We start from the raw sequence: 14,875 nt of genomic DNA, 5'->3' as shown, positions 1-14,875 counted from the left end.
CCGTACTCAACCTGTAGTCGCTGGCGCAGGCTGCGATGGGCCACAAACAGACCTGATAGTTAAAGGCTGTTGGGCCCTTATCCCAGCATGCGCCAGTGACCACATGACCGGCTTGGTTCATTTTTGATACACATCACCCCACACCTGCGCAAAGCAGCCTAGACTGGGGGCATTAATAATTTCAGGTCTATAACCATGATTGAGATGTCTGCGTTTCACTCCATGATGATTCCCATTGTCTGCGGCATGTTGCTACTGACCATCGGCTTCACCCTTCGCGAGCGAACCAGCGGCATTGGTGTGTTGATGATCTGGTGCGGCATGTTGCTGATCTTCGGCACCATCGTGTTCAAGATCTTGGCCAAGGTCAGCCAATAACCCCATTCTCTTTTCTGTAAGTTGACCAGCGATTATTCATTTGATGTGTGACAAGAAATGAATGATCGCTGGGCCTAGCGTACACTCGGTCAATTCGTCATCTTTGAGGTTGACCGCCTAGTGTTCCTTCGCCTTTTTGCCCTGCCTTACTGCCTGCTTGTCTGTTTATTGACGTTGCTGCCCTTAACCTCGGCGCAAGCCGTTGGTTTACCCGGTTTACTGGGGGGCGGGGATAAAACCCAGGCACAACCGACCGAACCGCTGGGCCAGTCGTTGGATCAGGTGATCAAAAATCTTGAAAACGACCAACAACGCAGCAAGCTGTTGGCCGACCTGAAAAAGCTGCGCGACGCGACCAAAAAGGCCCAACCCGAAGCTGAAATAGGCGTGTTAGGGCTTATTGGCAGCACGCTTTCAGATCTCGAAAAACAATTCTCGGGCACCGACAGCCCAACCTATCGCTGGGCGCGCGAGATCGAACAGGCACATGACGAACTCAAAGCACTGATGCTACCCGCCAGCCAATGGTTGCCGATCATCTTTGCCTTTGCCCTGATCATCATGGTCTGGAGCCTGTTGGCTGCGCTGCTGATTTGGGTCAGTCATCGGGTGCGTTTACGTTTTGGGCTCAGCGAAGAACTGCCGCAACACCCCAAAGCCGTCGACATGCTGCGCTTTGCCTTACGCAAGCTAGGCCCGTGGCTGGTGGCCTTGGTAATCACCGTCTACATGAGCTATGCCTTGCCGTCCTCACTGGGCAAAGACTTGGCAATGGTGCTGGCGTATGCGCTAGTAATTGGCACCTGCTTCTCAGCCATTTGCGTGATTGCCTTCTCGCTGCTGGACGGCCCACACCGCCATCGGGCGCTGCATATTTTGCGTCATCAAGCCTTTCGCCCACTGTGGTGGATCGGCAGTTTTGCTGCCTTTGGTGAAGCACTCAGCGACCCCCGCCTTGTGGCCACATTGGGCGTGCATCTGGCCCACACCGCGGCGACCTTTGCCAATGTAATGGCCGCTTTGTCCACCGGGCTGTTCATCATTCGTTTCCGCCGCCCCATTGCTCACCTCATCCGCAACCAGCCCCTGTCGCGACGTTTAACACGCCGCGCCTTGAGCGACAGCATCGACTTGCTTGGCACTTACTGGTGGGTGGCGGCGTTGATTCTCGTGGCCATTTCGCTGGTGGCCACATTCGTCTCCGCGGGCGACACCAGCACAGCCCTGCGTCAATCGCTGATTTGTACCGTGCTGGTCGTGTTGTGCATGGTCATCAACGGTCTGGTAAGGCGCCACGCGCAAAAACCTCAACGGGGGCACAAGCGTCATGCGCTGTACTCCGAGCGACTCAAAAGTTTCGTCTACACCTTGGCGCATCTGGTGGTGTGGCTGGTGTTTATCGAACTGGGCCTGCGCGTCTGGGGCTTGTCGCTGATCCGCTTCACCGAAGGCGACGGGCATGAGATCAGCGTCAAACTGTTCAGCCTCGGCGGCACGCTGCTGTTTGCCTGGCTGATCTGGATTTTGTCTGACACCGCCGTGCATCACGCACTGACCCGCTCGCGCAAAGGCCTGGCCAACGCCCGTGCGCAAACCATGATGCCGCTGATTCGCAACGTACTGTTCGTGGCCATTTTTATCATCGCGTTGATCGTCGCGCTGGCCAACATGGGCATGAACGTCACGCCCCTGCTGGCGGGTGCCGGTGTGATCGGTCTGGCCATTGGTTTTGGTGCGCAATCGCTGGTGGCGGACCTGATCACCGGCCTGTTCATCATCATTGAAGACTCGCTGGCCATCGACGACTACGTGGATGTGGGCGGGCATTTGGGCACGGTTGAAGGCTTGACCATCCGTACCGTGCGCTTGCGCGATATCGACGGCATTGTGCATACCATCCCGTTCAGCGAAATCAAAAGCATCAAAAACTACTCGCGCGAGTTCGGCTACGCGATCTTCCGCGTGGCGATTCCTTACAACATGGAAATCGACGACGCGATCAAATTGATGCGTGAAGTCGGGCAAAAGATGCGCACTGACCCACTGCAACGGCGCAATATTTGGTCACCACTGGAGCTTCAGGGGGTCGAGAGTTTCGAGTCGGGCAGCGCCATTTTGCGCGCCCGTTTCAAAACGGCGCCAATCAAGCAGTGGGAAGTGTCGCGGGCCTTTAACCTGTCCCTCAAACGCCACCTGGACGAAGCAGGACTGGACTTGGCAACCCCGCGTTTGAGCGTGCAAGTGGTGACAGCAGGCAGCGGCGTTTTGCAGAAAGACTGAGGTTTCAACTACTCGTTGGCGCTGCCGCCGGCTGCGATCATTAGCAATCAAATGATCGCAGCCGGCCCCCGCTACCACAGCGTTATCAGCGCCCCAGCACATCCACCCCGACATGAATCGCGTCATGGCGCCAATATTCCAGGTCACAGTCGATCAAGCGCCCATGCTGGTCGTAGTTGATGCGTTCAATCCTCAAGCCCGGGCTGGCGGCGGACACTTTGAGTGGGGTTGCCGCTTCAGGGGGCAAGGCCGTGGGGACGATCTCGAAACGCACCCTGCCGTAATGCAAATCGTAATGCCGGGCATATAGCTCGGTGATCGAGTGCGTGAGGTCGAACTGCAAAATCTGTGGGAAGTATTGCGGGTTTAAGTAGTGCTCCACATACAGCACCAGTCGCCCATCAATGCGCCGAGCGCGGCATATCTGGATCACGCTGGAAAACGCCGGGAGTTGCAGCCGTGCGCACACGGCGGCCGAGGCTGGTTGCAAACGTGCCGAAATCACCTCAGTGCTGGGCACGCGTCCTTGGGCGCTGACCATTGCGTGAAAGTGGCTGCGCTGCATCAGGTTGTAAGCCAGTCGGGGCGGGGAAATAAACCAACCTCGGCGCTCCTCGCGATAGACCAAGCCCTGCGTCTCAAGTTGTAACAACGCTTCACGCACGGTGATACGAGTGGTGGCAAACAATTCGCTGAGCTTGCGCTCGGCAGGCAACTGACTGCCGCACGCCAACAAACCATGTTCAATCTGTTCTTGCAGTGCCAGCCCAATGGCTGTCACCGCTTTGGGCGCACCTTCACGCATCAACGTTACCTATCTGGACTAGTCCAGCACCAAATGTGGGCAGGCTCGGCCTGCAAAATCGTTAGTTGTGCAGGCCGTCAGCCTAGGCAGTGCACATGACGATTCGATGACACTCATTGCTTCAGTACTCACTGAAGCTAGGCCAACCGGGGCTTTGGTGATGGTCTACGCTTACCCGAGCTGCCTGAGAGGTCAGTGCAAATAACTTGCCTAATTCATGCCGACATTAAAGTGTCATGCGCCGGGCTTAAATTGGCTCGGGTATTGCTGACCTAGACCAAACCACCGCAAAAGACCAATAAAACCCAGCGTTGAAAACGCCCAAGGAGCTTCGGATGAAACAGTTTTTCCTGGCATCACTGTTAGGCTCGAGCATCGCTCTGTGTACCTCGGCAATGGCTGCCGACACTGACTTGCAAACCCTTGAAGCTGCCGCCCGCGCCGAGGGTGCAGTCAACAGCGTCGGCATGCCCGATGACTGGGCAAACTGGAAAGGCACTTGGGCGGATCTGAATAAGCTTTATGGCCTCAAACACATCGACACCGACATGAGTTCGGCACAAGAAGTGGCCAAGTTTGCCGCTGAAAAAGACAACGCCAGCGCAGACATTGGTGATGTGGGCGCAGCCTTTGGCCCCATCGCTGTCGCCAAAGGCGTGACCCAGCCATACAAGCCCACCACTTGGGAGCAAATCCCTGATTGGGCCAAGGACAAAGACGGTAACTGGGCGCTGGCTTATACCGGCACTATCGCGTTTATCATCAATAAAAAACTGCTGCATGGCTCAGAAGTCCCCACCAAATGGGCTGATCTGAAGCAGGGCAAATACAAGGTCTCCATTGGTGACGTCAGCACTGCTGCACAAGCAACCAATGGTGTACTGGCGGCGGCCATTGCCAACGGTGGTGACGAAAAAAAAATTCAGCCCGCACTGCTGATGTTTGCCGATATCGCCAAGCAAGGACGCCTGTCGCTGGCCAACCCAACCATCGCCACGATGGAAAAAGGCGAGGTTGAGGTCGGTGTGGTCTGGGACTTCAACGGCCTGAGCTACAAAGCCAAAATGGCCAACCCTGACGACTATGTCGTGCTGATTCCGTCCGATGGCTCGGTCATTTCGGGCTACACCACGATCATCAATAAGTACGCCAAACACCCGAACGCGGCCAAGTTAACGCGCGAATTTATCTTCAGTGATGCCGGCCAAACCAACCTTGCGCGTGGCAATGCACGCCCAATTCGCGCTGAACACCTCAAGCTGCCGGAGGAGGTGCAGGCCAAGTTGCTGCCTAATGAGCAGTACAAGAATGTGACGCCGATTAAAGACGCTGTCGCATGGGACAAGACCTCCAAGGCACTGCCTCAACTGTGGCAGGAAGAAGTCATTATCAATATGCAGTAAGACCCGCACAAAACCTGTAGCCACTGTCGCAGCCTGCGGCAGTGGCTACCGCTGTCGGCATGTTTCTTACGTTTGCGGAGTCGTCGTACATGAAACACAACGTCATTCTGGTCGTGCTAGACGGGCTTAACTACGCCGTGGCGCGCCATGCCTTGGGTCATTTGCAGGCGTATGTGGGCGCTGGGCGTGCTGCGCTTTACAGGCTTGAGTGCGAATTGCCCGCGCTGTCGCGCCCGCTGTATGAATGTATTCTCACGGGCGTCCCCCCAATTGAAAGCGGCATCGTGCATAACAACGTCTCGCGCTTGTCCACCCAGCGCAGCGTGTTTCATTACGCCCGTGAAGCCGGTTTAACCACGGGGGCTGCGGCTTATCACTGGGTCAGCGAGTTGTACAACCGCTCCCCTTTTATCGCTGCCCGCGACCGCCATACTCAAGCACCCGACTTACCGATCCAGCATGGGCATTTTTACTGGAGCGACCACTACCCCGATTCACACCTGTTTGCAGACGCCGAAAGCCTGCGCGCCCAACACGCGCCCAACTTTCTGCTGGTTCACCCCATGAACATCGACGACGCTGGGCACAAGCACGGCCTCGACAGCCCGCAATACCGAAACAGCGCGCGCTCGGCTGACATCATTCTGGCGGACTACCTACAAGGCTGGCTCGATGCCGGTTATCAAGTGCTGGTGACCGCCGATCACGGCATGAACAACGACCGCTCGCACAACGGCTTATTAACCGAAGAGCGTGAAGTGCCGCTGTTTGTGCTGGGGGATGCGTTTAGCCTGAACCCGGACGTAACACCCAAACAGACGCAATTGTGCGGCACGATCTGCCAATTGCTGGGCGTGGCTCACGACAAGCCTGTGTGCCAAGACTTGTTGAGGCCTTCAACATGACCCGTGGTCAATGGCTGGCACTGTTGTGTCTGCTGCCCTTCGCTGTGTTTTTTATCGTGTTTCAAATCGCCCCGCTGGTGTGGGTACTGATTCACAGCGTGCAATCGCAAGAGACCGGCTGGGGCCTGGATAACTTCACCAAGATCTTCAACTCGAAATTCTATTTGCAGGCCATCCAACACAGCCTGGAAATCAGTTTTTGGTCCAGTACGTTCGGGATTGTGATTGCCATACTCGGCAGCTATTCGCTGCGCAAGGTGGACTCACGCCTGCGTAATTTCGTGAACGCTTTCGCCAACATGACCAGTAACTTCTCGGGGGTGCCGCTGGCGTTTGCGTTCATCATTTTGCTGGGCTTCAACGGCAGCATCACGATCATGCTCAAACAGGCCGGGATCATCGAGGATTTCAACCTCTACTCCAAAACCGGCCTGATCATTTTGTACACCTACTTTCAAATCCCGCTGGGTGTGTTGCTGCTCTACCCCGCGTTCGATGCCCTGCGTGAAGACTGGCGTGAGTCAGCCTCATTACTGGGCGCCAACAGCTGGCAGTTCTGGCGCCATATCGGGCTACCCGTACTGACCCCAGCCCTGCTGGGCACGTTTGTGATTTTGCTGGCAAACGCTTTGGGCGCTTATGCCACGGTGTACGCCTTGACCACCGGCAACTTCAACGTATTGCCGATTCGGATCGCCGCAATGGTCTCGGGTGATATCAGCCTTGACCCCAACATGGCCAGCGCTCTGGCCGTGATCTTGGTGGGATTAATGACGCTGGTAACGCTGGTGCATCAGTGGTTGTTAAAGAGGAGCTACCATGTCGCGCGCTGAAGCCTCAACCGCCAGTATTTACCACCGCAGCGTGGTGTATGTGCTGTTCATCATCTTGCTGCTGCCACTGCTCGGCACCCTGGTCTACTCCATTGCCAGCAGTTGGTCAGCCACCGTCTTGCCCAGCGGCTTTACCTTGAAGTGGTACGCCCAACTGTGGGCCGATCCACGCTTTTTGACGGCCTTCGGTCAATCACTGCTGGTGTGTGTCGCCGCGCTGGCGCTGTCGGTGGTGCTCATTTTGCCGTTGCTGTTTGTGGTGCATTACCACTTCCCCAAGCTCGACGCGCTGATGAACATCTTGATTCTGCTGCCCTTTGCCGTCCCCCCCGTGGTGTCGTCGGTCGGCTTGCTGCAACTCTATGGTTCCGGGCCGTTGGCGATGGTCGGGACGCCCTGGATTTTAATCGGCTGCTATTTCACCGTTGCGCTGCCGTTCATGTACCGCGCCATCACCAACAACCTACAAGCCATTAACCTGCGCGACCTAATGGACGCCGCACAGTTGCTCGGCGCCAGCACTTGGCAGGCGGCCTTTTTGGTCGTCCTGCCTAACCTGCGAAAAGGCCTGCTAGTGGCGTTGCTGCTGTCTTTTTCGTTCCTGTTTGGTGAGTTCGTTTTCGCCAACATTCTGGTGGGCACCCGCTACGAAACATTGCAGGTGTTCCTCAATAACATGCGTAACAGCAGCGGCCATTTCACCAGTGCCCTGGTGATCTCGTACTTTCTTTTTGTACTGGTGCTGACCTGGGTTGCCACCTTCCTGAACAAGGACAACAGCCAATGAGCTTCGTCAGCGTCGAGCACTTGCAAAAAACCTACTCCGGCACCCCGGTGTTCAGCGATATCAATTTCACTATCAGCAAAGGTGAGTTCGTGACCTTGCTGGGCCCCTCAGGCTGCGGCAAGTCAACGCTGTTGCGCTGCATTGCCGGGCTAACCCCGGTTGATGACGGCAAAATCCTGCTAGATGGCCAAGACATCGTGCCGCTCAGCCCGCAAAAACGTGGGATCGGCATGGTGTTTCAGAGCTACGCACTGTTCCCCAACATGACCGTTGAGCAAAACGTGGCATTCGGCCTGCGCATGCAAAAGGTCAAGGCTGACGACAGCCACAAACGTGTGGCTGAAGTACTGCAACTGGTGGAGCTTAACGACTTTGCCAAACGCTACCCGCATCAACTGTCGGGCGGTCAATGCCAGCGCGTCGCACTGGCGCGCTCGCTGGTCACACGCCCACGCCTGTTGCTGCTGGATGAGCCGCTGTCGGCGCTGGATGCACGCATTCGCAAACACTTGCGCGAGCAGATCCGCCAGATCCAGCGCGAGCTGGGGCTGACCACCATATTCGTTACACACGATCAAGAAGAAGCGCTGACCATGAGCGACCGAATCTTCCTGATGAATCAAGGCCGAATCGTGCAAAGTGGCGACGCACAAAGCCTTTACGCTGCGCCGGTGGATGTGTTTGCTGCCAGTTTTATTGGCAATTACAACCTGTTGGATGCCGAATCAGCCAGCCGCTTGTTGCAACGCCCAGTGACCAGCCGCATTGCCATTCGCCCTGAAACACTGAGCCTGAGTGTGCAAGGCGAACCCGACACCCTGATCCGCAATCACAGCCTGCTGGGTAACGTGATCCGTTATCGAGTCGAAGTGCGTGGCGTTGAACTTGTGGTGGACGTGCTTAACCGCTCACCCGCCGATCTGTACGCCGATGGCCAACGGGTTGCGCTGAGCATCGATAGCAGCACCCTTTGTGAGGTAGCCTGATGCCTTTGAAAAACGTGACGAGAGAGGTGCGCTGATGGCCCTGGCTATTTTTGATCTGGACGAAACCCTGATTCACGGCGACTGTGCCACGTTGTGGAGCGCGCAAATGGGCCGTTTGGGCTGGGTCGACCCTGAATCATTCATGCGTCGCAACAACGAACTGATGGAGGCCTACAGCCAAGGCAAGCTGGCAATGGAAGAGTTCATGGCTTTTAGCCTTGAGCCGTTGATTGGTCGCACGCCCGAGGAAGTTGCCTATTTGATCGGCCCGTGGGTAGAGGACTTTATCGAACCCATCATCTTCAGTGACGCCACCAAAACCGTTGCCGCGCATCGCAAAGCGGGCGACAGAATCCTGGTGATTTCGGCTTCAGGCGTGCACTTGGTCAAACCGATTGCAGAGCGTTTGGGCATCGATGAAGTGCTGGGCATAGAGTTGGAAGTCAAAAACGGGGTGTACACCGGCCATACCGTAGGCACCTTGACCTACCGTGAAGGCAAAATTACGCGCTTGCTTGAATGGCTGGACGCCGAAGAAGAGAACCTCGAAGGCGCGAGCTTTTACTCTGATTCACGCAACGACTTGCCGTTGCTGCTTAAAGTCGACCACCCGCATGTGGTTAATCCGGACCCTGTGTTGCAAGAGCATGCTGAACAGGCCGGCTGGCCGATTCATCACTGGAAGTAAAAAACCCTGTAAGCCCTGCAGCCGAATGTAAACGCTTGACGTTAAAGGTCAAAACATCGCAGCCTGCGGCAGTTCCCACAGGGTTGTGGTCATTCCATTGTTGGCTCTTTGCGGGAGTTGGCGAAGGCTACGATCTATTGATTTAGACGATCGCAGCCTTCGCGCAGGGCGCCGTTTCTAGGGCGCCGACTTATAACAAGCTTGGGTCGATCACCAACACCAACTTACCCGACACTTGGTTACCGGCCAGTTCTTCAAACGCTTCATGGGCCTGTTCAATCGGGAAGGTCTTGGCCAACTGCGGGCTTAGGCGGCCTTCGGCAAACAGTGGCCACACCTGCTGGCCCAAATCGCTGAGCAAATCGGCTTTGAACTGATCGTCACGGCTGCGCAGAGTAGAGCCCAGCAACTGAATACGCTTGCCCAATACCAACGCCAAATCCAGCTCGGCCTTACGCCCGCCCATCAAGCCAATCAACACCCAGCGCCCATCTTGAGCCAACAACTTGAGGTTAGACTCAGCGTAATTCGCGCCCACTGGGTCAAGCACTACGTCGAACGGCCCCAATGCTTTTAGGCTGTCCAACCCATCTGTGCGCACTACGCCGCCCTGAGCCCCCAAATCCTGACAGTAAGCCAAACGCTCAGCCGACCCCACGCTGACCCAGCATGGGCTGCCAAAGGCTTTGCACAACTGAATGGCGGCAGACCCCACGCCGCTGGCGCCCGCGTGCAGCAGCACTTTTTCACCGGGTTTGAGGCCTGCTAACTGGAACAGGTTCAGCCACGCCGTGCTGTACACCTCCGGCAAAGCGGCAGCTTCGACCAGCGACAAACCTTCTGGGACCGGCAAGGCGTGACGGGCATCGACCACCACTTCCTCCGCCATGCCGCCGCCCGCGAGCAACGCACACACGCGATCACCCACTTGCCACGCAGAACCCGCACCCACTTCACTGACCACACCCGAGCACTCCAGGCCCAATACCTGACTGGCGCCAGCCGGCGCCGGATAGAGCCCGGCGCGCTGTAACAAATCGGCCCGATTAAGGCCTGCTGCCGCTACGCGTATGCGGATTTGGCCTACATCGCATGCTGGACTTGGCTCATCAACCCACTCCACATGCCCTTCAACGCCTTGCAATGCTTTCACAGTGCCTCCATAGTGAGTCCGGACTGAGCCCGGCGCTGTAGCACCGGGCTTTTTGCATTATGCGACCGGTCCTTCATGGAACCGGCGACTTCAAAGACGGCCTAATATGCGTTATCAATTGCCCCCGCGTCGAATCAGCATGAAGCATTTATTCCCTAGCACCGCACTTGCCCTATTCATTGGCTTAGGCGTTTTGCCGCTTTCGGCCAATACGTTCGCCGCTAACAGTTGGGATAACCTTCAGCCCGATCGTGATGAGGTAATCGCCAGTCTTAACGTCGTTGAGCTGCTCAAACGCCATCATTACAGCAAGCCGCCGCTCGATGACGCACGTTCCGTGATCATCTACGACAGCTATCTGAAGCTTCTCGACCCTTCACGCAGTTACTTTCTGGCCAGCGATATTGCCGAGTTCGACAAATGGAAAACCCAATTTGACGACCTCCTCAAAAGCGGCGACCTCAACCCTGGTTTCACGATCTACAAGCGCTATCTGGATCGCGTTAAATCGCGCCTGGACTTTGCTCTTGCCGAGCTGAACAAAGGCGTTGATTCGTTCGACTTCTCGGCCAAAGAAACCCTGCAGATCGACCGCAAGGATGCTCCTTGGCTCAAGACCGAAGCTGAGCTCAATGACCTGTGGCGCAAGCGCATCAAGGATGAAGTCCTGCGCTTGAAGATCGCAGGCAAAGAGCCTGCCAAGATCCAGGAGCTGCTGACCAAGCGCTACAAGAACCAACTGTCGCGTCTTGATCAAACCCGCAGCGAAGATATCTTCCAGACTTACATCAATACCTTCGCCATGTCTTACGACCCGCACACCAACTATCTGTCACCAGATAACGCGGAAAACTTCGACATCAACATGAGCCTGTCCCTCGAAGGTATCGGCGCGGTGTTGCAGAGCGACAACGATCAGGTGAAGGTCGTGCGTCTGGTGCCAGCTGGCCCGGCCGATAAGACCAAACAAGTAGCCCCGGCTGACAAAATTGTTGGCGTCGCCCAAGGCGACAAAGAAATGGTCGACGTGATTGGCTGGCGTCTGGACGAAGTGGTCAAACTGATTCGCGGCCCTAAAGGCTCAGTGGTGCGTCTGGAAGTGATTCCAGCCAGCAATGCGCCTAACGATCAGACCAGCAAAATTGTGTCCATCACCCGCGAGGCGGTGAAGCTTGAAGAGCAGGCGGCGAAAAAGTCGATCCTCAATCTCAAGCAGGACGGTAAGAACTACAAGCTCGGCGTAATTGAAATCCCGGCGTTTTATCTGGACTTCAAAGCGTTCCGCGCAGGCGACCCGAACTACAAGAGCACCACCCGCGACGTTAAAAAGCTGCTGACTGAGTTGCAGAAAGAAAAAGTCGATGGCGTGATTATCGACTTGCGCAACAACGGCGGCGGCTCACTTCAAGAAGCCACCGAGCTGACCAGCCTGTTTATCGACAAAGGTCCGACAGTATTGGTGCGCAACGCCGACGGCAAAGTTGACGTGCTTGAAGACGAAAACCCGGGGGCTTTCTATAAAGGCCCAATGGCGCTGCTGGTCAACCGCCTGTCTGCTTCGGCATCGGAGATTTTCGCCGGCGCTATGCAGGACTATCACCGTGCTCTGATCATCGGTGGCCAAACCTTCGGCAAAGGCACTGTGCAAACCATTCAGCCGCTCAATCATGGCGAACTGAAACTGACGCTGGCCAAGTTCTACCGGGTGTCCGGCCAGAGCACTCAGCATCAGGGCGTACTGCCGGATGTCGCTTTCCCGTCGATTATCGACACTAAGGAAATCGGCGAAAGCGCTCTGCCAGAAGCCATGCCGTGGGACACCATTCGTCCAGCGATCAAGCCTGCGGCTGACCCGTTCAAGCTTTTCATTGCTCAGCTCAAGGCTGAACACGATGCGCGGACGGCCAAAGATGCTGAATTCATCTTTATCCGTGACAAGCTGGCCCTGGCTGAAAAGCTGATGAGCGAGAAAACCGTCAGCCTCAATGAAGCAGAGCGTCGAGCTCAACATGCGGACATTGAAGCCAAGCAATTGGCGATGGAAAACGCTCGACGCCAAGCCAAAGGTGAAGCGCCACTTAAAGAAATGAAGAAAGAAGACGAAGACGCATTGCCGGTAGAGCCTGAAAAGACCAAACCGGAAGATGACGCCTACCTGAGCGAAACCGGGCGCATCCTGCTGGACTACCTGAAGCTCAATACCCAGGTCGCCAAGCAGTAAAAACCTGCGACAAGTGTGGCTTGTTCTTACGTGAGCAGGCTCATGCCGCGACTACAAAGTGCGCATGTAAAAAAGGGCGGGCCGCATCATGCGACCCGCCCTTTTCATTGGCCAAACCTAAAATTCAGGCCTGATAGAACTGAGCCAATTGAGGGTCTGCCAACAACCCCGGCCCGCCCTGTTGGTACAACGCTGCCAGTTTGAGCGGCGCCAAAGGGTGGCCCGCCTTAGCCGCCATCGTCCACCAACGAACCGCTTCGCTCGCATCGGGCGCTTTAGTGGCTGAACCATCAAGACTGAACACACCGACTTGATAGGCCGCTTTGGCATCGCCTGACAAGGCCGCCAGACGCAACAAGCGCACGCCCTCTTCCCGAGCCCCCAAGCCTTGGCCGCGAAAAGCCAGAATGTGCCCATAAAAACTCTGAGCACGGGTGTCGCCCAGATTGGCCATGCGCGCAAACTGCCCTTCCATCCAGTGCCAAATACGTGGCTGTCGAACACACCAGGACCAATGGAACAACTTGCGCGCCAGCCAGTAGCTCAAACGCGCTCTAAGCCGCCATAGCATTTAAGCCTCCTCACGCGCAGCGTAAGCAAATTCAAACACCCTCACGACCTCTGACGCATGCCAAGAGGCGGCTGCTACGCCATCCGAAGGGCCAGAGAAACGCCCTAGACGCTCAACACATTCAAAAAAGCCTGTGCGGGGCAATCGACTGGCGCCTTGGCTGATAACCAGCGAGCTACGCAAGGGCTGATCAGCCTTGGCGTCCATCGCTGCCAAATGCTCCAGTGCTGCGGTTAGGGTCAACATTGCCGGGCTTGGAAGCTGCAAGCGCTCCAACAACGCGCGATACGTCACAAGATGGCGTTGGCGTCGCGCTTGCTCTAACTCGGCCAACAAACCGTCCCAATGCTGACGACTGATGCGCATGCTCATGATGCTTCCCTCCAGCCTGCTACCCCTAACTCCCACGCCAAGCTGCGACGAATCGCAAGATCAGGCAGTCGCTCTCCTGTTTCGATCATGCCCAGATAGGAAGGGCTGATCCCTACAGTGCGCGCCAAGGCTTCAAGTGCCAGCCCCTTGGCCTCGCGCAGTACGCGCAACTGATCGAAGGCAGGCAGTGCCTGTGCTGGCTCGGGTGGTGGTGCAACGAGGGTAGGTGCTGGCTGTTCGCCAAGACCTGCAGCCTTAAGCAAGGCCTGATAGCTTTCCCATGAGAGAACCGCGTACTCCGGTTCACCATTACGCTCAATAATTTGAAGATCCATTACTAAACCCCGTCAGACTTTTAATTAAATCGAGTCGGAACTTTCCTTAGAAGCTTAATCCTAACAGCCCCTAAGGTCTCTCGGGTTTTTGATATGGAATGAGATATCCGCAATATTCCGGGCTTCAGAGCACGATGAGCGGCAAATGTTATCCACACAAATTGTGGATAACCTTGTGAACAGAGTTAGTTTTCACCTCTGAAAGCCACGTTTTATAAGGCCTGCGTTCAGATCGGGCATTTTTTACACACATAAAAAAACCCATAAATTCATTGACTTGGCAGTCAACAACCACTAGCCAAGGGAATTTATGGGTTACTGCGCACGCGACACGCTCAGGGCCAGCCTTTGCGCGACAAGGCGGCTAAAACAACAACGCCCCGATCAGACGGGGCGTTGTAAAAACAAAAAGCTAATTACTTGGCAGCATCTTGCTCAGGTTTTGCAGGGTCTTTGATGCCCAGCAGCTCCAGATCGAACACCAACACCGAGTTGGCCGGGATGGCCGGGCTCGGGCTTTGAGCGCCGTAAGCAAGCTCGCTTGGGATGTACAGCTTGTACTTCTCACCCACGTGCATCAGTTGCAGGCCTTCAACCCAACCCGGAATCACGCCACTGACAGGCAGATCAATCGGGCTGCCACGCTCTACAGAGCTGTCGAATACCTTGCCATCAATCAGCTTGCCTTCGTAGTGAACGGTCACTACGTCAGTTGCTTTAGGCTGGGCGCCATCGGCTTTTTTGATCACTTCGTATTGCAGGCCAGAAGCAGTGGTAACAACACCTGCTTTTTTGCCATTTTCTTCGAGGAATTTTTTGCCAGCAGAAGAGGCTTCTTCGCTCATTTTGGTCAGACGCTCTTCAGCGCGCTTTTGCAGGGCTGCAAAGGCTTCGATCAGTTCGTCGTCTTTAAGTTTTTGCTCTTTTTTGCCAACGGCATCTTCGATGCCCAAGGCTACGGCTTTGGAATCCAAGTCATCCATGCCTTCTTGGGCAAGGCTCTTGCCCATGTTCAGGCCAATGCCGTAAGAGGCTTTTTGCGCCGGGGTTTTCAGCTCTACGCTGGTCTGCGAATCACAACCCGCCAGTACCAGGCTTACTAGAGCCACAGCTGCCGCCAACCGATGCTGTTTCATGCTATTTCCTTGTTCATGCGCC

At 55.8% G+C, this 14,875-nt stretch carries 15 protein-coding genes; 9 read left to right on the top strand and 6 right to left on the bottom strand.

Features of this window, described 5'->3' with window-relative positions; all coding sequences use genetic code 11:
* Positions 1–195: 195 nt before the first annotated feature.
* Together ACZRJQ_RS08120 and ACZRJQ_RS08115 are read left to right on the top strand one after the other, a co-directional pair.
* Entirely contained in the window at positions 196–378 is a 183-nt protein-coding gene (locus tag ACZRJQ_RS08120) for a hypothetical protein (protein ID WP_463977854.1), read from the top strand.
* Positions 379–498: 120 nt separating this feature from the next.
* Positions 499–2,658 carry a mechanosensitive ion channel family protein gene (locus tag ACZRJQ_RS08115; RefSeq protein ID WP_463977853.1) on the top strand — a complete coding sequence of 720 codons (2,160 nt, stop codon included), beginning with the start codon at positions 499–501 and terminating at the stop codon, positions 2,656–2,658.
* A gap of 85 nt (positions 2,659–2,743) precedes the next feature.
* Here ACZRJQ_RS08115 and phnR read toward each other — a convergent pair whose 3' ends face one another.
* A complete protein-coding gene (gene phnR / locus ACZRJQ_RS08110; RefSeq protein ID WP_463977852.1) occupies positions 2,744–3,463 on the bottom strand; it encodes a phosphonate utilization transcriptional regulator PhnR in 720 nt (239 codons plus the stop codon).
* 335 nt (positions 3,464–3,798) lie between these two features.
* On the opposite strand from phnR, the gene ACZRJQ_RS08105 reads away from it, so the two are divergent.
* The 6 genes from ACZRJQ_RS08105 to ACZRJQ_RS08080 all read left to right on the top strand — a co-directional run bounded on the left by ACZRJQ_RS08105 (position 3,799) and on the right by ACZRJQ_RS08080 (position 9,065).
* Complete coding sequence (locus tag ACZRJQ_RS08105; protein ID WP_463977851.1) at positions 3,799–4,866, top strand: ABC transporter substrate-binding protein; 1,068 nt, start codon at positions 3,799–3,801, stop codon at positions 4,864–4,866.
* Between the two features lie 89 nt (positions 4,867–4,955).
* Positions 4,956–5,771: an alkaline phosphatase family protein gene (locus ACZRJQ_RS08100; protein WP_463977850.1), complete on the top strand. Its 816-nt coding sequence runs from the start codon at positions 4,956–4,958 to the stop codon at positions 5,769–5,771.
* Positions 5,768–6,604: an ABC transporter permease gene (locus ACZRJQ_RS08095; RefSeq protein WP_463977849.1), complete on the top strand. Its 837-nt coding sequence runs from the start codon at positions 5,768–5,770 to the stop codon at positions 6,602–6,604. Before ACZRJQ_RS08100 ends, ACZRJQ_RS08095 begins: the two co-directional genes overlap by 4 nt.
* The gene (locus tag ACZRJQ_RS08090; protein WP_463977848.1) at positions 6,591–7,391 is read left to right on the top strand and encodes an ABC transporter permease; all 801 of its coding nucleotides are present in this window, start codon (positions 6,591–6,593) and stop codon (positions 7,389–7,391) included. Before ACZRJQ_RS08095 ends, ACZRJQ_RS08090 begins: the two co-directional genes overlap by 14 nt.
* Complete coding sequence (locus ACZRJQ_RS08085) at positions 7,388–8,377, top strand: ABC transporter ATP-binding protein (protein ID WP_463977847.1); 990 nt, start codon at positions 7,388–7,390, stop codon at positions 8,375–8,377. The genes ACZRJQ_RS08090 and ACZRJQ_RS08085 overlap by 4 nt, the downstream gene beginning before the upstream one ends.
* A gap of 34 nt (positions 8,378–8,411) precedes the next feature.
* Positions 8,412–9,065, top strand: a complete 654-nt coding sequence (locus tag ACZRJQ_RS08080; RefSeq protein WP_463977846.1) for an HAD family hydrolase — start codon at positions 8,412–8,414, stop codon at positions 9,063–9,065.
* Positions 9,066–9,255: 190 nt separating this feature from the next.
* Here ACZRJQ_RS08080 and ACZRJQ_RS08075 read toward each other — a convergent pair whose 3' ends face one another.
* On the bottom strand, positions 9,256–10,218 hold the full coding sequence (locus ACZRJQ_RS08075; RefSeq protein WP_463977845.1) for a zinc-binding dehydrogenase: 963 nt from the start codon (positions 10,216–10,218) through the stop codon (positions 9,256–9,258).
* Between the two features lie 139 nt (positions 10,219–10,357).
* Here ACZRJQ_RS08075 and ACZRJQ_RS08070 point away from each other — a divergent pair, with 139 nt between their 5' ends.
* Entirely contained in the window at positions 10,358–12,439 is a 2,082-nt protein-coding gene (locus ACZRJQ_RS08070; protein ID WP_463977844.1) for a carboxy terminal-processing peptidase, read from the top strand.
* A 124-nt stretch (positions 12,440–12,563) separates the two neighbouring features.
* Here the strand turns inward: ACZRJQ_RS08070 and ACZRJQ_RS08065 are convergent, their stop codons facing one another.
* From ACZRJQ_RS08065 to ACZRJQ_RS08050, 4 genes are all read right to left on the bottom strand, one after another.
* Positions 12,564–13,010, bottom strand: a complete 447-nt coding sequence (locus tag ACZRJQ_RS08065) for a tetratricopeptide repeat protein (protein WP_463977843.1) — start codon at positions 13,008–13,010, stop codon at positions 12,564–12,566.
* Positions 13,011–13,382 carry a hypothetical protein gene (locus ACZRJQ_RS08060; protein ID WP_463977842.1) on the bottom strand — a complete coding sequence of 124 codons (372 nt, stop codon included), beginning with the start codon at positions 13,380–13,382 and terminating at the stop codon, positions 13,011–13,013.
* On the bottom strand, positions 13,379–13,717 hold the full coding sequence (locus tag ACZRJQ_RS08055) for a helix-turn-helix domain-containing protein (protein WP_463977841.1): 339 nt from the start codon (positions 13,715–13,717) through the stop codon (positions 13,379–13,381). Before ACZRJQ_RS08055 ends, ACZRJQ_RS08060 begins: the two co-directional genes overlap by 4 nt.
* 416 nt (positions 13,718–14,133) lie before the next feature.
* On the bottom strand, positions 14,134–14,853 hold the full coding sequence (locus ACZRJQ_RS08050) for an FKBP-type peptidyl-prolyl cis-trans isomerase (RefSeq protein WP_463977840.1): 720 nt from the start codon (positions 14,851–14,853) through the stop codon (positions 14,134–14,136).
* Positions 14,854–14,875 lie beyond the last annotated feature (22 nt).

It is taken from the genome of Pseudomonas sp. E315 (assembly GCF_055406205.1).
The sequence above is the reverse complement of the archived record's forward strand: the minus strand, read 5'-3'. Positions and strand labels throughout refer to the sequence as shown.